Annotated in this window: 24 protein-coding genes; 14 read left to right on the top strand and 10 right to left on the bottom strand. The window is 51.3% G+C overall.

From position 1 onward, the window contains the following. Positions 1–25 precede the first annotated feature (25 nt). Entirely contained in the window at positions 26–1,750 is a 1,725-nt protein-coding gene (gene ggt / locus ACJJIS_RS22325; protein WP_475709117.1) for a gamma-glutamyltransferase, read from the top strand. A gap of 139 nt (positions 1,751–1,889) precedes the next feature. After that, a complete protein-coding gene (locus ACJJIS_RS22320) occupies positions 1,890–3,527 on the top strand; it encodes an NAD-dependent malic enzyme (RefSeq protein ID WP_444906855.1) in 1,638 nt (545 codons plus the stop codon). A 49-nt stretch (positions 3,528–3,576) separates the two neighbouring features. Here the strand turns inward: ACJJIS_RS22320 and ACJJIS_RS22315 are convergent, their stop codons facing one another. From ACJJIS_RS22315 to radC, 7 genes are all read right to left on the bottom strand, one after another. Then, positions 3,577–5,178 carry an amidohydrolase family protein gene (locus ACJJIS_RS22315; RefSeq protein WP_444906854.1) on the bottom strand — a complete coding sequence of 534 codons (1,602 nt, stop codon included), beginning with the start codon at positions 5,176–5,178 and terminating at the stop codon, positions 3,577–3,579. A gap of 84 nt (positions 5,179–5,262) precedes the next feature. Continuing rightward, the gene (locus ACJJIS_RS22310; RefSeq protein WP_475709116.1) at positions 5,263–5,811 is read right to left on the bottom strand and encodes a disulfide bond formation protein B; all 549 of its coding nucleotides are present in this window, start codon (positions 5,809–5,811) and stop codon (positions 5,263–5,265) included. A gap of 11 nt (positions 5,812–5,822) precedes the next feature. Next, positions 5,823–5,975 (bottom strand): DUF5993 family protein, encoded by a 153-nt coding sequence (locus ACJJIS_RS22305; RefSeq protein WP_475710377.1) that lies wholly within the window; start codon positions 5,973–5,975, stop codon positions 5,823–5,825. A gap of 71 nt (positions 5,976–6,046) precedes the next feature. Continuing rightward, positions 6,047–6,862, bottom strand: coding sequence for a bifunctional DNA-formamidopyrimidine glycosylase/DNA-(apurinic or apyrimidinic site) lyase (gene mutM, locus ACJJIS_RS22300; protein ID WP_444934497.1), 816 nt, complete (start codon positions 6,860–6,862; stop codon positions 6,047–6,049). A gap of 97 nt (positions 6,863–6,959) precedes the next feature. Continuing rightward, a complete protein-coding gene (gene rpmG / locus ACJJIS_RS22295; RefSeq protein ID WP_020413983.1) occupies positions 6,960–7,115 on the bottom strand; it encodes a 50S ribosomal protein L33 in 156 nt (51 codons plus the stop codon). A gap of 36 nt (positions 7,116–7,151) precedes the next feature. Continuing rightward, entirely contained in the window at positions 7,152–7,388 is a 237-nt protein-coding gene (rpmB, locus tag ACJJIS_RS22290; protein ID WP_020413982.1) for a 50S ribosomal protein L28, read from the bottom strand. 215 nt (positions 7,389–7,603) lie between these two features. Continuing rightward, positions 7,604–8,278, bottom strand: a complete 675-nt coding sequence (gene radC, locus ACJJIS_RS22285) for a RadC family protein (protein WP_444892377.1) — start codon at positions 8,276–8,278, stop codon at positions 7,604–7,606. Positions 8,279–8,426: 148 nt separating this feature from the next. On the opposite strand from radC, the gene coaBC reads away from it, so the two are divergent. From coaBC to slmA, 4 genes are all read left to right on the top strand, one after another. Further along, positions 8,427–9,632, top strand: coding sequence for a bifunctional phosphopantothenoylcysteine decarboxylase/phosphopantothenate--cysteine ligase CoaBC (coaBC, locus tag ACJJIS_RS22280; RefSeq protein ID WP_475710376.1), 1,206 nt, complete (start codon positions 8,427–8,429; stop codon positions 9,630–9,632). Positions 9,633–9,697: 65 nt separating this feature from the next. Then, positions 9,698–12,073, top strand: coding sequence for a phosphomannomutase/phosphoglucomutase (locus ACJJIS_RS22275; RefSeq protein WP_475709115.1), 2,376 nt, complete (start codon positions 9,698–9,700; stop codon positions 12,071–12,073). A 146-nt stretch (positions 12,074–12,219) separates the two neighbouring features. Continuing rightward, the gene (argB, locus tag ACJJIS_RS22270) at positions 12,220–13,137 is read left to right on the top strand and encodes an acetylglutamate kinase (protein WP_444915165.1); all 918 of its coding nucleotides are present in this window, start codon (positions 12,220–12,222) and stop codon (positions 13,135–13,137) included. A 111-nt stretch (positions 13,138–13,248) separates the two neighbouring features. After that, positions 13,249–13,857 carry a nucleoid occlusion factor SlmA gene (slmA, locus tag ACJJIS_RS22265; protein ID WP_108735025.1) on the top strand — a complete coding sequence of 203 codons (609 nt, stop codon included), beginning with the start codon at positions 13,249–13,251 and terminating at the stop codon, positions 13,855–13,857. 64 nt (positions 13,858–13,921) lie between these two features. Here the strand turns inward: slmA and ACJJIS_RS22260 are convergent, their stop codons facing one another. Continuing rightward, entirely contained in the window at positions 13,922–14,518 is a 597-nt protein-coding gene (locus tag ACJJIS_RS22260; protein ID WP_475709114.1) for a hypothetical protein, read from the bottom strand. Positions 14,519–14,565: 47 nt separating this feature from the next. Next, complete coding sequence (gene pyrE / locus ACJJIS_RS22255; RefSeq protein WP_413663822.1) at positions 14,566–15,219, bottom strand: orotate phosphoribosyltransferase; 654 nt, start codon at positions 15,217–15,219, stop codon at positions 14,566–14,568. Positions 15,220–15,333: 114 nt separating this feature from the next. On the opposite strand from pyrE, the gene ACJJIS_RS22250 reads away from it, so the two are divergent. Further along, positions 15,334–16,101: an exodeoxyribonuclease III gene (locus ACJJIS_RS22250; RefSeq protein WP_413663823.1), complete on the top strand. Its 768-nt coding sequence runs from the start codon at positions 15,334–15,336 to the stop codon at positions 16,099–16,101. A gap of 66 nt (positions 16,102–16,167) precedes the next feature. Here the strand turns inward: ACJJIS_RS22250 and rph are convergent, their stop codons facing one another. Continuing rightward, positions 16,168–16,887, bottom strand: coding sequence for a ribonuclease PH (rph, locus tag ACJJIS_RS22245; protein WP_444895659.1), 720 nt, complete (start codon positions 16,885–16,887; stop codon positions 16,168–16,170). 109 nt (positions 16,888–16,996) lie between these two features. Here rph and ACJJIS_RS22240 point away from each other — a divergent pair, with 109 nt between their 5' ends. The 7 genes from ACJJIS_RS22240 (at position 16,997) to spoT (ending at position 25,749) form a co-directional block, all read left to right on the top strand. Further along, complete coding sequence (locus ACJJIS_RS22240; RefSeq protein ID WP_475709113.1) at positions 16,997–17,884, top strand: YicC/YloC family endoribonuclease; 888 nt, start codon at positions 16,997–16,999, stop codon at positions 17,882–17,884. Positions 17,885–17,972: 88 nt separating this feature from the next. Next, positions 17,973–18,527, top strand: a complete 555-nt coding sequence (locus ACJJIS_RS22235; protein WP_445355381.1) for a rhomboid family intramembrane serine protease — start codon at positions 17,973–17,975, stop codon at positions 18,525–18,527. A 528-nt stretch (positions 18,528–19,055) separates the two neighbouring features. Further along, a complete protein-coding gene (locus tag ACJJIS_RS22230) occupies positions 19,056–20,795 on the top strand; it encodes a S8 family peptidase (RefSeq protein WP_475709112.1) in 1,740 nt (579 codons plus the stop codon). 334 nt (positions 20,796–21,129) lie between these two features. Then, positions 21,130–22,374 carry a sterol desaturase family protein gene (locus ACJJIS_RS22225; RefSeq protein WP_444906845.1) on the top strand — a complete coding sequence of 415 codons (1,245 nt, stop codon included), beginning with the start codon at positions 21,130–21,132 and terminating at the stop codon, positions 22,372–22,374. Positions 22,375–22,597: 223 nt separating this feature from the next. Further along, complete coding sequence (gmk, locus tag ACJJIS_RS22220; protein ID WP_444906844.1) at positions 22,598–23,218, top strand: guanylate kinase; 621 nt, start codon at positions 22,598–22,600, stop codon at positions 23,216–23,218. A 98-nt stretch (positions 23,219–23,316) separates the two neighbouring features. Then, the gene (gene rpoZ / locus ACJJIS_RS22215; RefSeq protein ID WP_413663830.1) at positions 23,317–23,580 is read left to right on the top strand and encodes a DNA-directed RNA polymerase subunit omega; all 264 of its coding nucleotides are present in this window, start codon (positions 23,317–23,319) and stop codon (positions 23,578–23,580) included. Positions 23,581–23,631: 51 nt separating this feature from the next. After that, positions 23,632–25,749, top strand: a complete 2,118-nt coding sequence (gene spoT / locus ACJJIS_RS22210) for a bifunctional GTP diphosphokinase/guanosine-3',5'-bis pyrophosphate 3'-pyrophosphohydrolase (RefSeq protein WP_282930627.1) — start codon at positions 23,632–23,634, stop codon at positions 25,747–25,749. Positions 25,750–25,805 lie beyond the last annotated feature (56 nt).

The following is a 25,805-nucleotide window of genomic DNA, read 5'->3' as shown; positions in this document are numbered from 1 at the left end:
TTATCCACAATCTGCGGAGTGTTACGTGCGCAACCTTCTCGCCGCCTTTGCACTGGTTCTGAGTCCCGCTTTCGCTTTTGCCGATGAACCACAACCGGAGTTTGATACCGGTCGCACAGCCGTTAAGTCCTCAACGGCCAACTTCTATATGGCAGTCACTGCCAACCCCCATGCCAGCCGGGCTGCCGAGCAGATTCTCGCCCTGGGCGGCAGCGCTGTGGATGCCGCCATTGCCGCTCAGATGGTATTGGGATTGGTAGAACCACAATCCTCCGGGATTGGTGGCGGAGCATTTATGCTCAGCTATGACGCTGCGGCAAAGAAGCTCAAGTACTACGACGGGCGCGAGACAGCCCCCTCTCAGGTAGACGAAAATTACTTTATCCGCGACAACAAGCCGCGTTCATTTTTTGAGTCTGTAATCGGCGGCTACTCGGTCGGCGTTCCCGGTGTTGTGCGAATGCTGGAAATGGCTCACGAGCGCGATGGCAAGTTACCCTGGGAGCAGTTATTTCAGCCGGCCATACACCTGGCCAAATCCGGCTTTCAGATCTCACCGCGCCTTCACCAGCTGTTACTGCGCATGCCGAAGGTGGCTGCTCGACCGGCAATTGCCAGCTACTTCTTCAACAGTGATGGCAAACCTCTGCCCGTGGGTCACAACTTGAAGAACCCAGCTTACGCGGAAACCCTGGAGGCAATTGCCCAGGGCGGTGCGGATGCCTTTTATCACGGCGACATTGCCAAGGCTATCGTAAAAGCTGTGCGCTATGACAGTGCCAACCCAGGGCTCCTGAGTCTCGAAGATATGGTTAGCTACCGGGCCAAGGAGCGCCAGCCCCTGTGTTCGGAGTTTCTCGAATATCGTGTGTGTGGTGCCGATGCCCCATCGTCCGGAGGTACCACGGTAGGCGGTATTCTGGGCATGCTGCAACAGTTCCCACTGGAGCGCTTCGAGCCTGGCAGTGATCTGCTCACCCACTTATTTATCGAAGCTTCGGAACTGGCATTTGCCGATCGCAACACCTACTCCGGTGATTCCGACTTTGTCCAAGTACCCAGTAAATCGCTGGTGTCCAGGGATTATTTGGCTCGCCGCGCGCAGTTAATCGACCCGGACTCCGCCACAGCTGCGACTCCGGGTACCCCAGCCGAACTCGGGGTGAAGCGGGTGATGGCCCAATCGCCAGAGCTGCCCAACACCAGTCATTTAGTGATTGTCGACCGCTACGGTAATGGCGTCAGTATGACGACCAGTATTGAAACCGGCTTCGGGTCGCGCCTGATGGTAAAGGGCTTCCTGCTCAACAACCAGCTCACCGATTTTTCCTTCACTCCAAAAAACAGTAGTGGGGAGCGGGTGGCCAACCGCATTCAAGCGCGCAAGAGACCACGCTCTTCCATGTCCCCCACCATCGTTTTCAACAAAGATGGCAGCATGCGCCTTCTGGTGGGTTCCCCCGGCGGCTCACGAATTATTGACTACACCGCGCGCACCATTCTCTACCATCTGGGCTTGAATATGCCGATTGCCGAAGCGATTTCTGCGGGAAATATCGGCGCTATTGGTAAGAGAGTCGAATTGGAGCCCGGCTTTTTCAGCCCCGATACTATCGAGAAACTCGAAGCCCGTGGACACGAGGTTGTCGAAAGGGGCCTCAACAGTGGTATCCATGCCATCGCTTTGCAAAATAACAAGCTGTACGGTGGAGCCGACCCCCGCCGCGAGGGCAGCGCAGTGGGCCGCTAAATGGCCCACCCTCGTGGTGATTAGCCTGCCCACTCACGCTCCCAAGCAAAAACCATTGATCCCCCGCCAACCCTGCCATTAACCGAGTCCACCTTAGTCCATACTTCTTTTTGCTTAATCGAGTAAGAGAGCTTGGCAAGTGAAAAAACCAAAAACCGAGTTGGGGGGACTCAGACTCCTACACAACCCGATAACCAACAAAGGCACAGCCTTTACTGCAGCAGAACGACAAAAATTTGGTCTCACAGGCTTAATTCCAGATGCGGTTGAAACCATAGAAACCCAAGTAGAACGGGTAATGATGCAGTTGAGTCACAAGCATTCAGACATTGATCGCTTTGTTTACCTCACTGGGCTATTGGACACCAATGAAACGCTTTTCTACCGCGTGGTTATGTCCGACCCAGAGCGCTTTTTACCTATTATTTATGACCCTACCATCGGTGAAGCTTGCGTTAAATTTAGCCATATCATACGCCGGGTTAGGGGCGTTTACCTTTGCACTAACCACCGGGGCAAAGTCGCCGAATACCTGCACCATTGGCCGGATCAGGAAATCCGTTTTATCTGCGTAACTAACGGTGGACGAATTCTAGGACTGGGCGATATCGGAGCCAATGGCATGGCCATTCCCATTGGAAAATTACAGCTATATACCGTGGCGGCAGCTATACCACCAGAACATTTACTGCCGCTCTTTTTAGATGCGGGGACGAATAACGAGGCTATTCTCAGTGACCCCTTATATATCGGCTTACGAGAAAAACGTCCCACCAGTGAAGTCCTATATCCCTTTGTCGATGAGTTTGTTGCTGCTGTTCAGGAGCAATATCCCAACTGTTGTTTGCACTTCGAGGACTGGACTGGCAGTGATGCTGTACACCTGCTGAAACGCTACCGGGACAAAGCTTGCTGTTATAACGATGATATTCAGGGAACCGCCGGAATAGTTCTCGCAGGCATGCTCAATGCACTGAAAATCAAAGGTAGTACGCTAAAAAATGAGCGAATATTTTTTGCCGGAGCAGGGTCGGCAGGCATAGGTATAGCTGACTTACTCGTCAGTAAAATGATCGAGGATGGGCTAAATGAAAAAGATGCCCGAGCTAGAATTATTATGTTTGACCAAAATGGCCTATTGGTTAAAGGTCGGACAGATTTATATGATTTTCAGCAACCCTATGCGCATGATTTACCCCCTACCAATGACCTGTTTACCGCTGTAAATACACATAAGCCAACTACTCTTATCGGCGTCAGTACTGTTGGGCAGCTATTTACGCGGCAAGTAGTAGAGACTATGGCAAAACTTAATCAAAAACCAATAATTTTTGCCTTATCCAATCCAACCGAGCACGCTGAATGTACAGCGGAGCAAGCTTATCAGTGGTCTCAAGGCACAGCTATTTACGCTGCTGGAGTTCAGTTTCCAAATTACAACTTTAATGGGAAAAATTATTTACCTGGACAGGCAAATAATTTCTACATCTTCCCTGCAGTTGCTCTTGCAATCTATGCGACCAAAGCAAAAAGAATCCCAGATGAGCTATTTATAGAGGCGGCTATTGGTGTTGCAGAACAGGTCGCAAACGAACTTCTTGATCAAGGCTGCTTATTTCCACCACAAGCGGACATACTTAAAGTGTCATTGCACACTGCTGTCAGGGTAAGTGAAAAAATATTCAAGCTTGGTCTGGCCGAAATACAAGAGCCCAAGAATCTATATAAATTCATTGAAGAGTTAAGCTATAAAGCAGAATATAGGACATTCACATAAGCTTCATATTTTACTCTAAAGTGCAACCACCAATTTATTAATGGATTTTTTAGTATACCTGCCTACCTTTATAGTAGGTATTTAACACTCTAACTTTATCAATTTCAGCTGATTTTATTTTCAATAAATTTCCATCCAGAACGATAAAATCAGCCCACTTTCCCACCTCTAAGCTTCCTACTTCATTCTCCAGATGAATAGCATAAGCCCCCCTAATTGTGAGCAACCTTATCATAAGGTCAACTGGAACCTTATGCTTAGCTCCTGTGTGTATAATGGAAATCGGATCTCGTATCACATTTAGGCTATTCATCTGCCCTTCTAGCTTCCCATCACCTGCAAAAAATAAAATTTTACCCCCCATATAAGAACCTGTGCCTTCTGTTAATTTATCGACATTAAAGGTTGGCAACTTACCCTCATAAACAATTGCTGCCGCATTATTTTTCTCCAACAAATCAACCAGTAAGAATTCTGGAATATTTGATACGATATTACGGACCCCCTGATACTCCGCATTAATTAACTTTTCAACTTGGCCCCTTAATATGCCACTTTCATAACTCCCTTCAGGAAGGCTAAAATGCACCTGAAACTTATATAAATTTGCCTGATGAAAAAGATCGACAAGCCATGCAGAAGTATCTTTTACACTTTCTCCCAGCTCGTCTTGAATTAGATAATTATAATTTGAAATAGAGTCTGGAATTACGAAACTAATAGCAATCACTTTAAAATCATCTGAAGAAATTTTATCCGCATAATTCCTAAGGGATATAAATCGATCAGAAGGCATGTTCATAGGAACCGTTAAAAACGCTCTAATACGAACATCACGATTTTCCAAAGAATTTGATTTTTTAAATTTTTCAGCTTTATTTTCACTTTCAAAAAAAGGAATATGAAATGAATGTAAAGTCGTGACCCCCATGGAAAGGGCTACATCCTTTAGCTCACTGAGATTATGAAACTCTTTGCTCACCTTGTCTTCAGGAATTAGACTACTAAAAACACTTACTGCTCCCCTACCTTGAAATAGGCCAATAGGAATTCCATCATCACTTCTTTTAATAAAATTCTCAGTCGAACTATTGGTGCTCATATCTATTCCAGCCGCCGCTATAGCTTCAGAATTAGTCCACACATATGAGTGATCCGCTGAGAACATAATAATTGGTACTAGATCATTAATCTGATCAAGCATTGCTTTATGGGGCTCGTCGTCACCAAATACTTCCATTTTCCAGCCACGGCCGACGACAATTTGGGCCTCAGGATTATTGAGAATGTAATCTTGAATCTTATTTTGATAGGCTTCAACTGATTGAAACAGAGACAAATCCAGACCGCTATAATCGGTATTGTTTGAAATTGACTGGATGAAACCGGGAAGTACTAACCTTCCTTTCAAATCATTAACCTGAGTGTGAACTCCGACATACCTATTCACTCCATTTTCATTCCCCAAATAGACTATGCGCCCATCGCGAATTGCCATTGCCGAGGCAATACTACGGGCCGGGTCGACGGTATAGATATACGCATTCCTTAAAACGTGCTGGGCGGGTTCAACACTGGCGGCCGGCAAGGGGGATTCAGCTCGTTCACAAGCAATTAACAATAGTGAAATGAGCAGGCAGGCCAGACGCATAGGGACTCCTCACAGTTTTCCGTAATTCCCCGGGACTCGGGTCTTATCAGGAAAAGTGTAGAAAGCTCGGACACATTTGTGTGCCTAACCTCGAGACCACAACCAGTGATACCCAAATGACCCACTGGTGCAGGGACCCAGACCGCACTCGAGGAGAACCGCGACTAAATTGGCCAACACGACAGTGAAGAAAGAGATGGCAATGCACTTTTCAATCAAAGTTAACTCTCTAGTGGCAAAACTTCGTCGCTTAAAGCCAAACATTAATGCAACGCCACAGTAGATCAGTAAGACAAAGAAAATCAGTGCAGACCAAGTGTATAAATGCAAGCCCAAGACTGGGCTGCCAAACCCTGGATCGCCAGGGGTGATATGCAGCAATACCTGCCTTACAGCAGCAGCCAGACCGGCTAGACACGAAAGAATAACAACGCCGTAATGCCCTGCACGAATACTAAAGCGCAGGTTCAACATCAATCCCATGCCAATCATGGCAAAGGCAACACGTTGTAAGAGACAGAGAGGGCAGGGGTGTTGGTGGGATGCCAACTCCATGATCAAGGCAATCCATAGGATTATGCTTACCGCTAACAGCGCCAAGCTATCCAGCCTTCTGACCATAAACACCATCATGGGCACGGCCCCTAGAAAGACAGCGACAGTGCTCGCGTCATATGATATCCACACCACGTAATGAAGATCAGCAAGGTCAACAACCACCAGCCCATTGCAGAGCGGCGACGACCATTCCAAACGGCCCAAATCGACAGGGTGACCGTAAGAAAAGGCAATATCATGACCACTAAGCAGCTCCTTATCGACAATACGATGATATTAGTATTGTCTAAAGCTGCCAGAAGGATGCGATTTAACGTTGGCAGCTAGAGCAGAAAAAGGTATTTCTCTGGCCCAAAACCATATCTTTGACTGCTCGGCCGCAAGAGGGACAGGACTCACCCGCACGGCCATAAACATTTAGCTGTTGGGCGAAATAGCCAGGTTTTCCATCACCGCCAATAAAGTCCCGCAAGGTAGTCCCACCTTGGGCGATTGCCTGACTGAGAACCTGCTTTATGGACTCAGCCAAGCGCTGGTGTCGGGCTTTGGAAATAGAACCGGCCTGTCGATCTGGGCGAATGCCCGCCAGAAAAAGAGATTCACTGGCGTAAATATTACCCACCCCCACAACGATACGGCCATCCATGATGAAGGTTTTGACCGATTGCTTACGTTTGCGCGAGGTTTCAAACAGATACTCACCACTAAATTCTTCCGAGAGAGGCTCTGGGCCCAGATGGCTGAGTAAGTCGTGGGCCAGTGGGTCCGCCACTGTCCACAGTAGGGCACCAAAGCGGCGCGGGTCGCGGTAACGCAGTGTGAGACCACTATCCAGGCGCCAGTCGATATGATCATGCTTTTCCGGTGCCTGTGCAGCCTCGACCATACGCAGGCTGCCAGACATTCCCAGGTGCCAAATAGCGCAGCCCTTGTCAGTATGTACCAGTAGGTATTTAGCCCGACGCTCCAGTTTCAGTATCCGGGCATTGCGGACACGGCGCTCAAAGTCTGCTTCCACGGGCCAGCGCAACTGATGCTGGCGCACTTTTGCGGAGCGAATTTTATGCCCCTCCAGGTGAGGTTGCAGGCCTCTGAGAGTGGTTTCTACTTCTGGGAGCTCTGGCATCGTCTGGAGTTACCCTGTGTAAACTGGCTGCTCAATTTCCAATACGCACAAAAAAGCCCGGTTAAAACCGGGCTTTCTGTACAGTAGCGGTAGGCAATTACTTAATTTTGCCTTCCTTGTACATTACATGCTTGCGTACAACGGGATCGTACTTTTTGATCTCCATTTTCTCAGGCATGTTGCGCTTGTTTTTGGTAGTGGTGTAGAAGTGGCCAGTACCGGCGCTGGAATTCAGACGAATCTTCTCACGCATTGCTCTATCTCCAATCTATTAGCTGGGCTACAGCCGTTACACTTTTTCGCCGCGGGCGCGCAGCTCAGTCAGGACAGCGTCGATACCTTTCTTATCGATAACGCGCATGCCTTTCGCGGAAACACGCAGCTTCACAAAACGCTTCTCGGATTCAACCCAGAAACGGTGGCTGTGCAGGTTCGGCACGAAGCGACGCTTGGTGCGGTTCTTAGCGTGGGATACATTGTTTCCGGTGACCGGACGCTTACCGGTTACCTGACATACCTTGGACATCTGTTGGCCTCTTCAAAACGCTTGTGCCCGCATGGCGCCAATCCTGAAGAGGAAAAGGTAGTGCGGGAACATAAAAATCGGGATTCTAATCCGGTTCCTGGATGGCGGCGGAACCTGTGCAGAATCTGGCCCGGCCGCAAAGAGCGGCGTTTTATACCAAAAGAGCCCGTAGGGAGCAAGTTTTGTACAACATTTCAACGCCGGGAACGACACCTTTACATCAATCCCTGCTCTGCAAAGGATAGCGCCTTGCCCTCACCGACGATCAAATGGTCCAGAACCTTGATATCCACCAGCTCTAGTGCCTGGGTCAACCGCTCGGTAATCCAGATATCTGCCTGGCTGGGCTCACTGACACCAGAAGGGTGGTTGTGCGCCAAAATAACCGCCGCAGCCCCCTTCAACAGCGCTTGCTGTACTACTTCGCGCGGGTAGACATTCGCTGCATTCAGAGTCCCCTCGAACAGCTCCTCAAAAGCGATCACCCGGTGTTGATTATCCAGGTAGAGGCAGCAGAACACTTCCCTGCGCCGGTGCCTGAGCTGGATTGCCAGGTAATCCCTGACCGCCCCGGGACTGCACAGTGCGCTGCCGTGCTGTATCGTCTCCGCCAAGTGCCGCTTGGCCATTTCCAGCGCCGCTTGCAACTGAGCAAACTTGGCGTCGCCGAGCCCTCGCGCGCGGCAAAAGTCATCTCGCTCGGCCTCTAATAGGGGGCGCAAGCCACCAAAGTCATTGAGTAGTCCCCTGGCCAGATCCACTGCTGAGAGGCCAGGTAGCCCCACGCGCAGAAAAATTGCCAACAACTCTGCATCCGACAGGGCTTCAGCCCCTCTCTCCAACAGCTTTTCCCGAGGCCTCTCACCTGCCGGCCAGTCCTTTATTTTCATTTGTAGCCCAGTTAGTCAGTGTCTTATCTATCGCACATCTACTGAACACCTTTTCCATGCTGCCCTTGTGAGGCGCTACTGCAGTCTTATAAGAAACGACACAGAAATGCTAATCTTACCGGCTCGCACCAAATCGGAAACAGCATTTATGTCCTCTCTGGCCGACAAACGCATACTTTTAGGTATCAGCGGTGGAATTGCCGCCTATAAGAGTGCCGACCTGGTTCGCCGGCTCAAAGAGCGCGGTGCCGATGTCCGAGTGGTAATGAGCGCCGGAGCACAGGAGTTTGTGCAGCCACTGACCTTTCAGGCGCTATCCGGTAATCCGGTGCATACAGACTTGCTGGATCCCTCGGCAGAAGCCGCCATGGGTCATATCGAACTGGCGAAATGGGCTGACCTTATCCTGATTGCTCCAGCCAGTGCCCAGGTAATGGCAAAGTTGGCTGCCGGTATGGCTGATGACCTCCTAACTACCCTTTGTTTGGCCAGCGAAGCCCCCCTGGCCCTGGCACCAGCCATGAACCAGGCCATGTGGCGCCACGCAGCTACCTCAGCCAATGCTCAGACCCTAAAGGAGCGCGGAGTCATATTCTGGGGCCCGGGCGCTGGTAGCCAGGCCTGTGGCGACGTGGGCCCCGGCCGTATGTTGGAACCAGAAAACCTGGCGGAACACACTGAGTCCCTGTTTCGCACAAGCCACTCACTGCAGGACCGCAAAGTAGTAATCACTGCCGGCCCTACCAGGGAAGCCATCGACCCGGTGAGATTCCTCAGCAACCACAGCTCTGGAAAAATGGGCTTCGCCCTGGCCGCAGCGGCGCAGAGTGCCGGTGCCGAAGTGACGTTGATTGCCGGCCCCGTAAATTTGGATACGCCGCCAAAGGTCAATCGTATCGATGTTATCAGCGCCCAGGATATGTATGAGGCCGCCAAAAGTGCCGCCGATCACTGCGATATCTTTATCAGTGCAGCAGCCGTTGCTGATTTCCGTCCGGCCCAAGTCGCTGAGCAGAAAATCAAAAAGAAAGACGGGCAAGATGATGATGCAATTGCCCTCATCAAAAATCCCGATATTGTTGCAGCCATAGCCACGCGTACTGAGCTGCGGCCGTTCACTATCGGGTTCGCCGCAGAGACAGAACAGGTTCTCGCCCACGCCCAGAGCAAGCTGCAGCGGAAAAACCTCGATATGATCATTGCCAACGATGTGAGCCAACCGGACTCGGGATTTAACAGCGATCACAACGCTGTCACTGTGATAGATGCGGATGGTCAGAGCCGACTGGCTCCCGCATTGAAGACCGACCTAGCCCGACAACTCATTGAACTCATCGCCTCCAAGGCTCAGTGACAAAATTTACGCTCAAATCAGGGATATCTGTGGGCTCCAACAACAAAAAGAAACCAGGCGGTACCATGCAGAAAGGGTTATTTTTACCGTTATTATTAGTAGTTGTCGCTTGGCTGGGCGGTGCCTATCTGTTAATCCAGTATCTTGTAATACCCCACAATTACTCGCAGATTGAGCTAGCCGCCAAGCAAAAAACTGCCGAACTAGCTGAAGTCGTGCAGTCTTACGTCGCAGACTATTCGAAGCGCCTGCAGGCCCTTGGATCAAGGAAGCTCCCTGCAGCAACACTGATTGAATCTACCAAATTACCTGAGCAGGTATCCCTCCAGGCCTTTTCTTCCGAACAGGTTCGAGTGGGCTCAGGGCAAAATCCCTCCCTGAACTTTGCCTTGGTCGATCTGTTAAAGCGCAGTCAGGAAACACCTGAGCAACCGATGGAAGTACTGCGTACAGGTGTGGAAAATAGCTGGCAACTTCATAGTGTTATCAACCTGGAAAATGAACAACTACTGGCTACCCAACCCTTTTCCGTGCTGGAAAACATTTTAAAAAGTCTGGGCGGTGGTCATGGACAAGTTCAGTTAATGCAGAAGTTTCCCGATGCCCACCGACAAACTCTGTGGCGCGCAGGCACAGGAAAAGGCCACAACACTATAGAGCAACTTGAGGACAGCTATTTAAGCCTCCACTTCAGTCCCTCCGAAACCTTTGTCGAACAGCACAGTCTGCCCACATCCTGGATTTATATCGGAGCCGGCATTGGAATATTGGTGAGCCTATTCGCCCTACTGAAGTTCCTACCTCGCGATTCGAGAGCCCCATGGGAAAGAAGTAAGGATGCTAGTGGCAGCGAGCTTAATAAGGCGCACCCACAAGCCTCTGATGGAGGAACTACACAGGCTCCCAATACAGATTTTCTGCCGCAGAGCTTGGCCTCAGCACCCAGTATCTCGGACTCTGATTCAGAGAACTCAGAGTCCGAAGAAAAAGAAAATAGTTCAAAGGACTTGCCAGAAAGTGACGATGACAAGCCCGAGCTGCCTCTGACCTCTGAGTATCCCCAGCATGTTTTCCGCGCCTACGATATCCGTGGAATCGCCGGGCAGGAAATCAACGAACCTTTTGCCTATCAACTAGGCAGAGCGCTCGGCACCCTGGCACAGCACGCTGGAGAACATCTCTTACTAGTTGGCCGAGATGGACGCAATAGCAGTGAGACACTTAGCCAGTGCCTGATTGAGGGAATTCTAGATAGTGGCTGCAACTCTATTAATCTCGGCCTGATTCCATCACCACTTCTCTATTACGCTTGTGCGAAAGGAAAAAATACCAGTAGTGGGGTCATTGTTACCGCAAGCCACAACCCTGCGGAATACAACGGCTTTAAGATCGTACTGAAAGGTCGCGCCCTGGCGGAAGACAAACTGCAGGGGCTCTACCAGTTGATGAAAAAAGGCCCATTCAAAAGTGGGGAAGGCGCCAATCGGGAGCAAGAAATCACCGATAAATATATCGATGAAGTTTTCAATAATGTCGCCCTCGCCGGGCAACCGCACTTGGTTATCGATGCTGGCAATGGCGCCACCTCTAACCTGGCTCCCCGCCTCTTTGAGCAGCTCGGCTGTGCTGTAACACCGATCTATTGTGAGGTGGATGGCAACTTCCCCAATCACGCACCGGACCCCTCCAGACCAGAAAACCTCGAAGCCTTGACTGAAAAGGTTCTGGCTACAGGAGCAGATCTGGGCGTGGCCCTGGATGGTGATGGTGATCGTGTTACCCTGATTTCAAGCAGCGGCCGTATCGCTTGGGCAGACCAACTGGTTATGTTGCTGGCAAGGGATATCCTTGCGCGCAATCCAGGAGAAAATATTGTCTTCGACGTTAAGAGCAGTCGCAGTTTATCCCAGCTAATCAGCCAGTATGGGGGCCGCCCCATTATGTGGAAGACCGGACACTCGCCCATGAAAGCCAAGATGTTGGAGACCAAAGCCATTTTGGGCGGCGAGCTTTCTGGACATATCTTTATTAAGGACCGCTGGTTTGGTTTCGACGATGGTATCTACGCTGCTGCGCGGGTACTAGAAATTATGGCACTACGCGAACAAAGTCTTGATGAACTCCTCGACACCTTGCCGAAAATGCACAGCACCCCTGAGATCCTGCTACCAGTAGAGGAAACTGAGAAGTTTTCACTGATAGACCAGCTGCGCGATAAGGGGAATTTTGGCAATGCCGATATCAATACTATCGACGGCCTGCGCATAGAGTTTCCCGATGGCTGGGGGCTTGTACGTGCCTCCAATACCACTAGCGCACTAACCCTGCGCTTTGAGGCTGAAAATGAACAGGCCCTGGAGCGCATCCGTACTGAGGTGATGGGACAGCTCAGAAAGATTGCTCCCGCAATTACTGTACCCGACTGGCAGCTGCTCGATTAAGATAAAACGGCGGAATAGACTGCGCCGCCATCGGGCCACTGCCCCTATTGCTTAGAAAACAATCCACCACATTTGCTTTAAATCGTTGGCGACTCAAGTCAGGCCCCCAAACCTGATTGCCTGTCGCCCTGTGTAAGGAACTGCCCATGTCCCTAGATCTAAACTCTGCGCTGAAAAGTGCCCAGGTCCTCAATGAAGCACTGCCCTATATCCAGCGCTTTACAGGCAAAACTATTGTGGTCAAGTTCGGTGGCAACGCCATGGTGGATGAGCAACTACAAAACAGTTTCGCGCGAGACATTATCCTGATGAAGCTGGTAGGTATGAACCCAGTGGTAGTGCACGGTGGCGGACCTCAAATCGGGCAGCTGCTAAATAAGCTCAGTATTGAGTCCCGCTTCGTAGACGGAATGAGAGTCACCGATAGCGAAACCATGGATGTTGTGGAGATGGTGTTAGGGGGTACCGTCAACAAACAGATCGTCAATTTGATTAACAAAAATGGGGGCCGCGCGGTAGGTATCACCGGTAAAGACGGATTACTGGTTAAAGCGCGAAAGTTGACCCGAAAAAATGAGAGCGCGGGACTACATGCCTCTGAAATCATTGATATTGGCCAGGTTGGGGAAGTCGAGAAAGTTAATATTGATGTGATCAATATGCTGGTCCACAGTGACTTTATCCCGGTTATCGCGCCCATTGGAGTCGACGGCAATGGGGTTTCTTACAATATTAATGCCGATCTCGTCGCTGGGAAAATCGCCGAAGAATTGAAAGCAGAAAAACTGATGTTGCTCACCAATGTCGCCGGCCTGCAGGATAAGGAGGGAGAGGTTCTCACCGGACTGACTACCAATGAAGTAGAGGGCTTAATTCAGGATGGCACCATCTATGGCGGCATGCTGCCAAAAATCACCTGCGCTCTGGACGCTGTTCAGGATGGGGTAAATTCCGCTCACATCATCGACGGCCGTGTGCCCCACGCCATATTGCTCGAAATATTTACAGATCGAGGCGTGGGTACCCTGATTACCAACATCGAAGCGCAAACTGTGGACCACTAGCCCCTTGGCAATTGAAGACAGCCCGGCGAATCGGTAGGATTCCGCCGCCGTCAAAATAAGACGACAAGAGCAAAACTAAATTCCGCCCCCCAAGCGGACCAAAGGCAGTCAATGAGCAGCGAAAAAATCAATCGGCGTCAACAAATCCTGGAAGCTCTAGCACATATGCTGGAAGTCAGTCCCGGCGCACGTATTACAACAGCAGCACTGGCCAAGGAAGTTGGTTTCTCTGAAGCCGCGCTATATCGTCACTTCCCCAGTAAATCCAAGATGTTTGAAGGGCTGATCGAATTTATTGAGGAGACCATTTTCAGCCGTATCGCAATGATCCTGCAGGAGGAGCCCTCGGCTCTCAATCGCTGCCAGAAAATTCTGCAGCTCCTGCTAGCTTTCTGTGAGCGCAACCCAGGAATCACTCGCCTACTCACAGGCGACGCGCTTACCGGTGAAACTGAAAGGCTACATGGACGAATCCTGCAGTTGTTTGATCGACTGGAAACTCAAATTAGACAGATCTTGCGCGAAGCCGAGTTGCGCGAACACCTGCGCCCGACTCTTCCTCTCGGTGGTGCTGCCAACCTGCTTTTGGCGAGCGCGGAGGGGCGTATCGTCCAATACGTGCGCAGCGGTTTTAAGCGTAAGCCTACAGAGTACTGGGCAGAACAGTGGCCCGTATTAACGGCTGGTTTCTTCCGTGAGACAGTGGCTGCAGCCAGATAACCATTTCCTCATGAGGGCTGTTTAGCGGTAGCCCTCCGAAATTATTCAGGCATTGAGAAATTAGCTAGCTCTCAGCATTAAGTTCGGTATAGCGGGCTACCGCCTTATCAAAATCAACCCCTATGGTATCCGCTTCAGCCGCACGCCGGCTGAGGCGCTCCTCAAGCACTTCCATTTCTTTTTGTAGATCTGCAATTCTCTGCAACAATTCGGGAGCCACCTCACGGCCGCCCCGCTGCGTGCGCGCAGCAGAGGCTTCTTCCTGGGCAATTTGCCGGCGTAGACTGCTGATATTTGACCGCATGATAGCCATATCCTGCTCTACGACAGCCAACTTGCGCGACCGAGCACTCTCAATATCCGCAATACTGTTATAGCGCTTGAGCAACTTACGATCCGCCTCACGCTGGGCCTCCAACTTAAGCTGGGCCTGGTACTCTTCAGGACTGAGCTGCGGTGCGATTACTTCAACTACACGACCGGTAAGAGTGAGAATCTCATATCCATTTGGAACAAATTCCGGTGGAATAGCATCGTTGATCACCAGGACTCCCTGGTGATCAGTGTATCGATACAAAACCCGGCTATTGTTACCATAAGCCTCTACAGCCAACATCAAAAGGGTGCTGACCAATAGAGGTACTAAAGGGGCGATTCGCATCGCTCTTCTCTCTGAATTAACCGGCCCACAGCTAGGGGGGGCAATATTTATTGACCCGCGACACCGTAGCGCTGCCGGTAGTCCACAATTTTCTGCAGAGTATCGCTATCATTCGACTCCTGCTCGAGAAAGCTGATCACATCGTCTAACTGCACGATGCCGACCACAGGAATATTGTACTGTCTCTCAACTTGCTGAATAGCGGAGAATTCACAATCTTCACTAGCCTTTTCCTGGCGGTTGAGACCAATCACAACTCCCGCTGCTTCTGCGCCATGAGATTCGATAATTTGCATCACTTCGCGTACGGCTGTGCCCGCAGTAATAACATCATCGATAATCAAAACCTTGCCATTAAGCGGCGCACCCACTAAGGTTCCGCCTTCACCGTGATCCTTGGCTTCTTTTCGGTTGTAACAGAAAGGCTTATCGATCCCCTTTTGGGCTAGAGCCACAGCAGTCACCGCACCCAGCGGGATACCTTTGTAGGCCGGTCCAAAAATGACATCGAACTCCACTCCCGAAGCGATTATCGCCTCGGCATAGGCCTGCCCCAGCGCTGCCAGTGCAGCACCGGTGTGGAAACGGCCGGCATTGAAAAAGTAGGGGCTTTGACGGCCCGACTTCAATGTGAAGTCGCCGAAACACAAAACCTGATGATCCAGGGCAAGTTGGATAAAATCGCGCTGATATTGCTGCATGGAAAATTGTTAACTATTGGCTAAGGTGAAGGGAGACCTCCCCGTAGCATTCCCGGGGGTAGGCATGCATATAATGTTTCTAATGATACACAGTCCGCTGGTAAGGGGCTAATAATGCGAATAGTAAGCTTGTCGGTAGACGGCGTTCATCAGGCCGCCCAACGCGGTCTCTACGATTGGTTGGCGGAGCAGGACGCAGATATTATCTGCCTTCAGGATCTGCGCTCTCTCGAGCCTGAATTGGACCACCCAATATTTCACCCCGACGGTTATTACAGTTACTTTTTCGACTCGGGAACCCCCCACGAAAATGGTGTGGCTATCTACACCCGCAGCCAGCCCAAAGCCATCATATTCGGCATGGGCTTCGCCAATGGTGAAGATATGTACGGCCGCTATCTACAGGCGGATTTCGAGCGACTGAGCGTTGGCTCTCTGCTCGCGCCAGTCGCCTCCGATGAGACGTCGTTAGAGAAAAAAGTCCAATTCTTTGAGGACATGCAGGCGCACTTGCTAAAAATAAGCCGCAAACGCCGCGACTTTATTTTCTGTGGTAACTGGGGCATGGCTCACCGTCGTGCAGACGTACAGAATTGGCAGGATCATCAGGATTCTCCCGGCTTTATGCGTCACGAACAGCGCTGGCTGGACCAACTGTTTAATGATGTTGGCTATGTCGATGCTTTTCGCCGTGTAGTAAAAGATACCGACGAATTTAGCTGGTGGCCCAGCGGTACTGTCGGAGAAGGAGATGGCTGGCGTACTGATATGCAGATCGTCTCTCACGGTCTGAAAAATCGCATTGAGTACGGTGCAATCAATAAGAATGTGAAATTCTCCAGCCACTTGCCGGTCATCATGGACTACGAAATCGAAGTCTGAATCACACGGAGTTCCGGCCCCTTCCCTATTGAGAGAGGGCCGGATACAAACCAAGGGGCGGCAGCTTTACTCGTCCAGCGCCCGCTTTTGCAAAGCGATCAATTCATCGATACCCGCCTTGCCCAACCCCAGCATCTGCGCAAACTGCTTTTCAGTAAATGGCTCACCCTCTGCAGTGCCTTGAACCTCGATCATGCCGCCATCTTCGGCCATCACCAAATTCATATCGGTATCCGCTGAACTGTCTTCCGGGTAATCCAGGTCCAGTAGCGGCTCCCCCTCATAAATTCCCACTGATACCGCTGCTACCATATTCTTGAGCGGATCATCGGCAATGATTTTTTCTCTCTGCATATGACGTAGGGCATCAACCAACGCCACACAGGCACCTGTGATTGCTGCGGTCCGGGTACCGCCATCGGCCTGGATAACATCGCAATCGACGGTGATTTGATTCTCACCCAGCTTCTCCAGGTCTACCGCTGCCCGCAGTGAGCGCCCGATCAAGCGCTGAATTTCCACGGTGCGCCCACTCTGCTTGCCCTTGGCCGCTTCCCTGGGCATACGAGAGCCTGTGGAGCGTGGCAGCATGCCGTACTCTGCAGTAATCCAACCGCTGCCCTGGCCGCGTAAAAACCTTGGGACTTCACTGGATAGAGAGGCATTACACAAAACCTTGGTATCACCAAACTCCACCAACACAGACCCCTCCGCATGACGGGTATAGTTGCGGGTAATTTTTACCGGGCGCAATTGCGCAGGGGCGCGGCCACTGGGACGCTGCATAGTCCACCTCAAATATTGAATGAAAGCCCCGCATTATATACCCCAGCATGGCGATCCAAACGCTGTGTTATTATGCCGGGCCGATTAATACGCCTGTAGGGGATCAGCTATGGCCAGTCAACGGGAACAGAACAAAGTGCGCAGCATGACAGCCTTTGGACGCGCCGAGGCCAATTACGCAAACGGCACTGCTATCTGGGAACTGCGCTCGGTCAACCATCGCTACCTGGAACCACATTTCCGTTTGCCCGAAGCGGCTCGCGCCATGGAAACACAACTGCGTGATACGCTGCGCAAGACGCTGTCCCGCGGCAAAATTGAACTGACCCTGAGCCTGAAGACCAATAGCGCCGAAGATACTGGGCTGGAAATCAATCAACCCCTCGCCCAGGCGCTGATTCAAGCAGCAAAACAGGTAGCGGGTGGCGAGGATGTTCAACCACTCAATCCCTTGCAAATTCTCCAGTGGCCCGGTGTTATCAGTGAACCTGAAGCAGATACCGATAAACAGACGGCAACGATATTAGAGGCTTTTCGCGAGGCACTGGGACAGCTGCGCGCAAACCGTGAACGCGAAGGCGCTGAGCTAGCCAAGTTTATTGAGGCCCGACTCAAGGGAATCGAAGAGCAGGTAGCCAATGTTCGAGAACTGCTTCCCCAGATTCTTGAAGCACAGCGAGACAAGCTGCGCAGCCGCCTGGAAGAGTTGCAGGTGGAGCTGGACAAGGACCGGCTCGAGCAGGAGATCGTCCTGTTGGCCCAGAAGGCTGATGTGGATGAAGAGCTCGACCGCCTCAGTGCGCACACTTCTGAAACACGTCGGGTTTTAGCCGGCGGTGGATCAATCGGCCGGCGGCTGGATTTCCTGATGCAGGAGTTTAATCGCGAAGCCAACACCCTCTCCTCAAAGTCTGTGGTTACCGACACAACCCAAGCTGCGGTAGAGCTCAAAGTATTGATCGAGCAGATGCGCGAGCAAGTACAAAACATCGAGTAATCCTCTGGGGCATTCTCACCGAGACTGCGGATGCCCCTCTACCACCAGACAGGGGGATTTGTGATAGCTCACCTTTTAAGGAATATTTATGCGACAAAACCTGAAGTGGGTCGGCGCTATTTTTTTAGTGCTTGCTGCAATTGAAATTATTAATATTCTTAGCGGCCGATCGCTTAATTACTTTGGTATTGTTCCCCGCTCAATCAACCACCTCCCCCATATCTTTTCTGCACCATTACTGCATGGAAATAGCTGGCATTTCTTCTCGAACATATTCACTCTGTGCATCTTCAGTTTCTTAGTGCTGCAGTACGGGGTAAAAACTTACCTTAAAGTGACCCTGTTCATTGTGATCACCACCGGACTGGCCGTTTGGCTTTTTGCTGGCAGGGGCAATCATTTGGGAGCTAGCTCAGTTATCTATGGCTATTTCGGCTTTTTGCTTCTTGCGGGATTTATCAGTAGGAAATTTAGCCGTTTATTAATATCTATTGTGGTAGCCGTCCTTTATGGAGGGCTTATTTTCGGTGTCTTGCCACGGGGTGGTTTTATCTCCTGGGAGTCCCACCTATTTGGATTTATCTTTGGGTTGCTGGCTGCAAAGCTGTGGGCCAAAGTTCCCAGTTATAGCAAGGCCAGATAAACACAAGTCCTAACACCAACCTTTCAACCTCAAACCCCAGTAGTAGCCAGCAAAGGTTTTCATTACTGGGGTACCCTCAGGAAACAGGCCCCAAAGCCAAGCTACGTAAATGCTACGTACACGTCACTAAGAAGCGTTTAGCGATTCATCTTTTCTACGCACGATAATTCTTTTATCTGAAAATATTCGCTTATTAACCAATTTCCCCCTGTGAACCCCTCCACATCTCTCCCGTAGATAAATTCTCACTATCAGATTTTTTTCCCAAAACTTATAAATTTGTCGCCAAAAGCCACACAAAATTAAAGGCTTAAGCTGAGGATAATAATTTCACGAACGTTATAAAGAAGTACCATTTTGAAACTTTGGTACCAATTTTGGTCAAACTGACTTACCGACTGTGAGAAAGACAGTTTCTAGGCCTATCCGTTAAGCAAATTTATTTTGTTAGTGCGGAGTTTTTCAGGAGTCTCCGGTCTATCGGAATACTGATAGCCGGATTTAAAATATCTCGGAGATATAACAATAATGAAATCATCATTGAAAAGTCTTTTGCAAAAGACGACTCTGGCGAGTGCGTTTTCGTTACTGTGTGCTACCCCTTTCGCTACTCACGCAGCGGACGCGGAAAAAACACTGCTAACCGACCGCATCATCGTAAAGTACAAGGAGAGCGCTAAGGTTGGGAAGGCGGCCACCATGGCCACAGAGACGGTCGAAAAAGCTTCCCGTCGCGCCGGCCACAAGATGCGCCACCTCCGCCGTATGGCCACTGGCGCCCAGGTAATGCGCCTGGAAGGCCGTAAAAGTAGAGCTGAAGTAAACGCGATCATCGATCGCCTGAAACAGGATCCGGATGTGGAATACGCAGAGCCGGACCTGATTATGAAAGCGATGGCCGAGCCCAATGACCCGAGCTATCTCAGCCAGTGGCATTACTACGAGTCCACCGGCGGATTGAACCTGCCCTCAGCTTGGGACGTTACCCAGGGCGATGGCGTAGTGGTTGCCGTACTCGATACCGGTTATCTCCCCCACGCCGATCTGGTAGACAATATCCTGCCAGGCTACGATATGATTTCTGACACTTTCGTCTCCGTAGATGGAGATGGACGTGATGACGATCCCACTGACCCAGGTGATTGGTATGAAGCCGGCACTTGCGACGATACCTCTGAGAGCGATAGCAGCTGGCACGGCACCCATGTAGCAGGCACTATCGCCGGGGTTACTAACAACAACATGGGTATCGCCGGTGTTGCCTACGATGCGAAGATCGTGCCCGTGCGCGTACTTGGACGCTGTGGTGGCTATACCTCGGATATTGCCGACGGAATCATCTGGGGTGCCGGCGGTTCTGTCAGCGGATTACCGAGCAACCAAAACCCAGCCCAAGTATTGAACCTGAGCCTCGGCGGTAGCGGTAGCTGCGACACTACCACGCAAAGTGCTATCGACACTGCGCGCAGCCTCGGCGCTACCGTGGTTGTCGCCGCTGGTAACAGTGGTGCCAACGCAAGCCAATACTCGCCCGCCAGCTGTGATGGGGTTATTACCGTTGCGGCAACTGACCGTACCGGCGGCCGCTCTTATTACTCCAACTATGGCAATGTAGTTGATGTCGCTGCACCCGGTGGCGCACAGAGCTTCGCAAACGATTCCGACGGTATCCTTTCCACCTACAACAACGGCTCTACCGATGCGGGCAGCGATAGCTACTATTACAGCCAGGGTACCAGTATGGCGGCCCCCCATGTCGCCGGCGCAGCTGCGCTGATTTATTCGGTTAACCCCGACGTTACTCCGGATGAAGTTGAGTCGATCCTCACCAGCACTGCTCGCAGCTTCCCCTCTTCTTGCAACAACTGCGGCTCCGGTATTGTGGACGCGGCAGCAGCTGTAGCTATGGCGAGCGGCGACGATAGTGGTAATGGCGACGACGACGATGACGACAGTGGCAGCAATGGTTCAGGTTGGACAGAAACTAACCTTTCTGGCAGCCAGGGCAGCTGGAATGACTTCACTATTGATGTTGAGTCTGGGACTTCCACCCTTACTATAGAGATGTCCGGTGGCTCCGGCGAAGTTGATCTCTACGTGCGCCACGGTAACTATCCTACCCTGCGTCGATATGACTGTCGTCCATACCTCTGGGGTAACGAGGAGAGCTGCACCATTAGCAACCCGGATTCCGGCACCTGGTACATCAGTGTCTATGGGTATGAATCCTACAGCGGTGTGACTTTGGAAGCGGAAGCTAGCGAGTAAATAGCGACCCGTTCAGAGTAAAAAAAGACCGGCATTTGCCGGTCTTTCTATTTATAAACTCCAAAGAAAATCCTATCACGAAGAAAACCATGATTAAACATCGAAAGTCGCACCTAGCCGTGGTACCAATTCGACGTATCGCATGCTCTTGCCAATCTTTTGGTTAGTGCCAATCAGGCACCACTTTTGTAAACCTGAAAGTTAATTACGTCAAAATCCCTTCAGCGAATACTGACTGATTTCAGAATCCATACATCACTGGCATATGCGGCCCAGTAGCCGTGTGGCAGAGTTCAATAGATACGCTATCTAATAATAAAAATATGGGGTTTCTGTGGACCTGCTTACTTTCTCTATTCCATTTTTTCTGACCGCCATGCTTATGGAGTTCGCCCTGGATCGCTGGAAAGGCTGGGGGCTCTACAGGCTGAATGACACTATTGGCAATCTCAGCACGGGGATTCTCAATCGTATTATCGGGCTTACCTATAAAAGCTTATTCCTCGTTATCTATATCCCGCTGTTTACGTTGCTACAACCCTACTATCAATGGGTTGGTTTCAACTGGTCTATCGACAATGTCTGGCACCTGGCCCTGGCGGTTCTCGCATACGACTTCTGCTACTACTGGAAGCACCGTATCTGTCACGAGGTAAACATCTTTTGGGCAGAACACCTGGTGCACCACCAGAGTGAGGACTACAACCTGAGCACAGCATTGCGCCAGTCTTCGGGGGGGCTACAGCTGGATTGGATATTTTATCTACCGCTTCTATTGATTGGTTTGCCGGCAGAAATTGTTATTGTCGCCGGCGCAATTGATCTTATTTACCAGTTTTGGGTTCACACACAAAAAATACCCAAGATCCGCTGGTTGGAGTGGTTTGTCATTACCCCCTCGAATCACCGGGTACACCACGCCCAGAACGCTGTCTACGTAGATAAAAACTACGGCGGAATATTAATACTTTGGGATCGCTTATTTGGCACCTACCAGCAGGAACTCGAAACTGAGCCCTGTCTTTACGGTGTGCGTAAGCCCCTGAATACCTTTGATCCTGTAGCAGCCAATTTACAACACTTAAAGCGCATGGCAATTGATGCCTGGCATACGAAAAGCTGGTGGGACAAGTGCACTCTTTGGTTACGCCCCACAGGCTACAGACCCGCAGATGTAGAAAAATCCATGCCAGTAGCCTCTACCGATCTGACAAACTTTAAACGTTTCAACCCTGAAATTAGCCCTGGTTTGCGCAACTACGCATTCGCACAACACCTCTGTTACACCGCCACAACCTTATCTCTCCTCTGGTTCACCAGCGTATTGAGTTTCTGGCAACTTATGGGCTCGGTTATTGCCTTGATTATTTGCCTGGCAATTAATGGAAGGATACTGGATGGTCATCCTATTTCAGGGCGCCTCGAAACTTTGAGACTCGCAGCACTCATCTGCGCTATTCCGCTACTAAACAATACATATGTACCACTCTTCATATCCTACTTGCTCGCAAGCTCTTTGGTATGGTGGTGGTTGGCAACCCGGCGCAAAGAGGATAGAGTCACTTTCGTTAGCGATTAACAACAGGGAGATCCCCTTAATCACAGGTGGTTGGCGGTGATTGAGAAACTCCCGCGAGGCTATCCCGGCCGGGCCCAGGCGCGCAGGTGGTAACGCGCCCTGAATCTCCCAACAGATACCCCCACCCCGGTCGGGGGCTAGCCTTGTCCCTTCATGACACTCTTTCATCTCCAGACGCAAGCTTCGGTTATAATGGGCTCTTTGCTCGCGAACAGGATCAGTTGTGCAAACAGGAACCCTCTACACCGTCTCCGCTCCCTCCGGTGCAGGAAAAACCAGCTTGGTCAAAGCGCTGGTAGACAGCGACAGCCAGGTTACCGTATCGGTTTCCCATACCACTCGTGCCATGCGCCCAGGCGAAACTCACGGCGTTGACTATCACTTTGTCGAGCGAGAAGAATTTTTGGCAATGTTGGAGCGCGATGCTTTTTTTGAGCACGCCCAAGTTTATGGCGATAATTATTACGGCACCGCCAAAGCTGAGATCGAAGAGACTCTTGCCAGTGGTCGCGATGTAATCCTGGAAATCGATTGGCAGGGGGCCGAACAGGTTCGTCGCCTGCGCCCTGATGCAGTGGGTATTTTTATTTTGCCTCCGTCCCAGGAAGCCCTGCGTGAGCGCCTCACCGGACGCGGTCAGGACGATCAAGCGGTCATTGATCGCCGTATGGACCAGGCCATCGACGAAATGACCCATTATGTCGCCGCAGATTACCTGGTAATCAACGATAACTTCGAGCAAGCGTTAACAGAGCTGCGTGCCATTATCGTTGCCCAGCGACAGCGCTTAGAGCTGCAGCAACTGCGCCACGGCGATCTACTTCAGGCACTGTTGCGCCACTGAACCAATTGATCGAATTGCATACATTTCCCGGTCCGGTAAAATAGCCGGTCCCCTGTACAGAATTTGCCTTCGGGCACAGCAAATGGAAACGAAAGTTTATGGCACGTATTACCGTTGAAGATTGCCTTGAGCATGTGGACAACCGCTTCGAGCTCGTTATCGTCGGCAGCAAACGCGCCCGTCAGATCGCTACAGGCGGCAGGGATCCATTGGTTCCCGAAGAAAACGATAAGCCCACGGTAATTGCCCTGCGCGAAATCGAAGAGGGCCTGGTGGATGCCGCCATCCTCGACGAGCCGGAACGCGAAGAGGCACCTGCTCCTATCGTTGCCCCCAACTACCTAACAGATCAGCAAGTCTGATCAGGTCTCTTACTGGGTACTTTTTGTGTTTTACGAGAGGCGCGCGCGGCATTGCACACCATAGATAGTTTGGCCCACCGCCTCTCCTCATACCTTCCTCCCGACCAGATCCAAATCGTCCGCCGCGCCTATTTTTACGCGGAGCAGGCTCACGATGGTCAGCAGCGCCGTTCCGGCGAGCCCTATGTCACCCACCCGCTGGCAGTTGCCACTATTCTCGCGGGCATGCATATGGATCACGAGAGCTTGGCGGCAGCCATGTTGCACGATGTGATCGAGGATACGGGTATCCCCAAGGCAGCTTTGGCCGAGCAGTTTGGTGGAGAGGTTGCCGACCTGGTCGATGGGGTCTCCAAACTAACCCAGTTCGAGACCGACAGCCCTGCAGAAAAGCAGGCGGAAAACTTCCAGAAGATGGCGCTAGCCATGGCCCGCGATATCCGCGTGATTCTGGTCAAACTGGCCGACCGCCTGCACAATATGCGCACTCTTGGTGCACTGAAACCGCAGAAGCGTGCCCGTATTGCCCGCGAGACGCTGGAGATCTACGCACCCATCGCCCACCGACTGGGTATGAACGACGTTCGTATCGAGTTCGAGGATCGCGCTTTTTTTGCCATCTACCCACTACGTGCCAGCCGCTTGCGCGCCGCCCTGGTCGCCGCCCGCGGCAATCGCAAAGAGCTGCTGGAACAGATTCAGAATGCTATAGAACTGCGCTTGCAGCGGGAGGGCATCAGCTCTCTGGTGATTGGTCGGGAAAAGCACCTATTTAGCATCTACCAAAAGATGCGCGCCAAGAAGAAGTCCTTCAAGGAGATAATGGATGTCTACGCTTTCCGCATCATTGTGGACAGTGTGGATACCTGTTACCGGGTTCTCGGTGTTATGCACAGCCTGTACAAACCGGTAATCTCCGAGTTTAAAGATTACGTCGCTATCCCCAAATCCAATGGCTACCAGTCACTGCACACAGTGCTGCTGGGTATGCACGGGGTGCCCATTGAAGTTCAGGTCCGCACCAAGGAAATGGATGAAATGGCCAACAGTGGCATTGCCGCCCACTGGCTGTACAAAGCCTCCGGCGATGAGGTGATCAATACCGGTGGCACCAGCCAGGTGCGCGCACGGCGCTGGGTCCAGGGACTGCTGGAGATGCAGCAGCGCGCCGGCGACTCGTTAGAGTTTATTGAAAACGTAAAAATTGACCTGTTCCCGGATGAAGTTTACGTCTTTACCCCTAAAGGGCAGATCGTTGACCTCCCCGCAGGAGCCACTGCCGTGGACTTCGCCTATTCCGTACACACGGATATCGGCAACTCCTGTGTTGCCGTGCGTATCAATCAGCGCCTGGCCCCTTTGTCCCAACCTCTGGAAAGCGGGCAAAAAGTCGAGATTCTCACGCGCAAAACTGCACAGCCAAACCCTAACTGGCTCAATTTTGTAGTAACCGCCAAAGCGCGCAGTGCTATCCGTCACTTCCTCAAGCACCAGCGTCACCACGATTCCATTACCCTGGGCCGGCGCCTGCTGGAAAAAGCACTCAGTAAGTTCGACACGAGCCTAGACGCGCTATCGCCAGAGCAATTAGAAGCGGGCCTCAAAGAGGCGAAATGCGCAACTTTGGACAAGCTGCTGGAAGAGATAGGTATGGGCAGTAAAGTGGCCTTCTCTGCCGCTAAATTACTCGCGCCCGTCACCAGTGAAGAGACTGAAGCCAGCAATATCTCTTCTCCCTTAACGATCGATGCCCAAGAGGGCATGATGATCAGCTTCGCTCGCTGTTGCCGTCCTATTCCCGGGGATGCCATTATCGGCCATATCAGCTCGGGCAAAGGCGTAGTAGTACACCGCGACACCTGCCGCAATACCGGTGATTTTCGCGAGCACCCAGAAAACATCATGCTGGTGAACTGGTCACCGGATGTGACAGGAGAGTTCCTCGGTGATGTGCGGGTAGAAGTCGAGTCAGAGAGAGGGATTATTGCCCGACTGGCTACTCGTATTACGGAAGAGGGCGCCAGCATCGAGCAGATCAATGTGGATGAGAAGGATGCTCACAACAGCGTGATCTCCCTGACCCTGGAAGTCAGTGGCCGTGTACATTTGGCTCGGGTTATGAAGCGCCTGCGCAACCTCCCTTCTGTCATACGCATCGCCCGCCCTTGAGGAACACAAGGGAATCCCATTGGGAACTGCCATTAGGCTTCAAAGCGCGATATATT

Source organism: Microbulbifer maximicatervae (SeqCode), from assembly GCF_056231245.1.
This window is presented reverse-complemented; position numbering and strand designations above follow the sequence as displayed.

What these genes read in the sequence shown, in the direction of transcription:
- ACJJIS_RS22315 (WP_444906854.1), bottom strand. Translation starts at nt 5,178, where the DNA reads ATGCGTCTGGCCTGCCTGCTCATTTCACTATTGTTAATTGCTTGTGAA.
- ACJJIS_RS22310 (WP_475709116.1), bottom strand. Translation starts at nt 5,811, where the DNA reads ATGATGGTGTTTATGGTCAGAAGGCTGGATAGCTTGGCGCTGTTAGCG.
- ACJJIS_RS22305 (WP_475710377.1), bottom strand. Translation starts at nt 5,975, where the DNA reads ATGATATTGCCTTTTCTTACGGTCACCCTGTCGATTTGGGCCGTTTGG.
- mutM (WP_444934497.1), bottom strand. Translation starts at nt 6,862, where the DNA reads ATGCCAGAGCTCCCAGAAGTAGAAACCACTCTCAGAGGCCTGCAACCT.
- rpmG (WP_020413983.1), bottom strand. Translation starts at nt 7,115, where the DNA reads ATGCGTGAGAAGATTCGTCTGAATTCCAGCGCCGGTACTGGCCACTTC.
- rpmB (WP_020413982.1), bottom strand. Translation starts at nt 7,388, where the DNA reads ATGTCCAAGGTATGTCAGGTAACCGGTAAGCGTCCGGTCACCGGAAAC.
- radC (WP_444892377.1), bottom strand. Translation starts at nt 8,278, where the DNA reads ATGAAAATAAAGGACTGGCCGGCAGGTGAGAGGCCTCGGGAAAAGCTG.
- coaBC (WP_475710376.1), top strand. Translation starts at nt 8,427, where the DNA reads ATGTCCTCTCTGGCCGACAAACGCATACTTTTAGGTATCAGCGGTGGA.
- ACJJIS_RS22275 (WP_475709115.1), top strand. Translation starts at nt 9,698, where the DNA reads ATGCAGAAAGGGTTATTTTTACCGTTATTATTAGTAGTTGTCGCTTGG.
- argB (WP_444915165.1), top strand. Translation starts at nt 12,220, where the DNA reads ATGTCCCTAGATCTAAACTCTGCGCTGAAAAGTGCCCAGGTCCTCAAT.
- slmA (WP_108735025.1), top strand. Translation starts at nt 13,249, where the DNA reads ATGAGCAGCGAAAAAATCAATCGGCGTCAACAAATCCTGGAAGCTCTA.
- ACJJIS_RS22260 (WP_475709114.1), bottom strand. Translation starts at nt 14,518, where the DNA reads ATGCGAATCGCCCCTTTAGTACCTCTATTGGTCAGCACCCTTTTGATG.
- pyrE (WP_413663822.1), bottom strand. Translation starts at nt 15,219, where the DNA reads ATGCAGCAATATCAGCGCGATTTTATCCAACTTGCCCTGGATCATCAG.
- ACJJIS_RS22250 (WP_413663823.1), top strand. Translation starts at nt 15,334, where the DNA reads ATGCGAATAGTAAGCTTGTCGGTAGACGGCGTTCATCAGGCCGCCCAA.
- rph (WP_444895659.1), bottom strand. Translation starts at nt 16,887, where the DNA reads ATGCAGCGTCCCAGTGGCCGCGCCCCTGCGCAATTGCGCCCGGTAAAA.
- ACJJIS_RS22240 (WP_475709113.1), top strand. Translation starts at nt 16,997, where the DNA reads ATGGCCAGTCAACGGGAACAGAACAAAGTGCGCAGCATGACAGCCTTT.
- ACJJIS_RS22235 (WP_445355381.1), top strand. Translation starts at nt 17,973, where the DNA reads ATGCGACAAAACCTGAAGTGGGTCGGCGCTATTTTTTTAGTGCTTGCT.
- ACJJIS_RS22230 (WP_475709112.1), top strand. Translation starts at nt 19,056, where the DNA reads ATGAAATCATCATTGAAAAGTCTTTTGCAAAAGACGACTCTGGCGAGT.
- rpoZ (WP_413663830.1), top strand. Translation starts at nt 23,317, where the DNA reads ATGGCACGTATTACCGTTGAAGATTGCCTTGAGCATGTGGACAACCGC.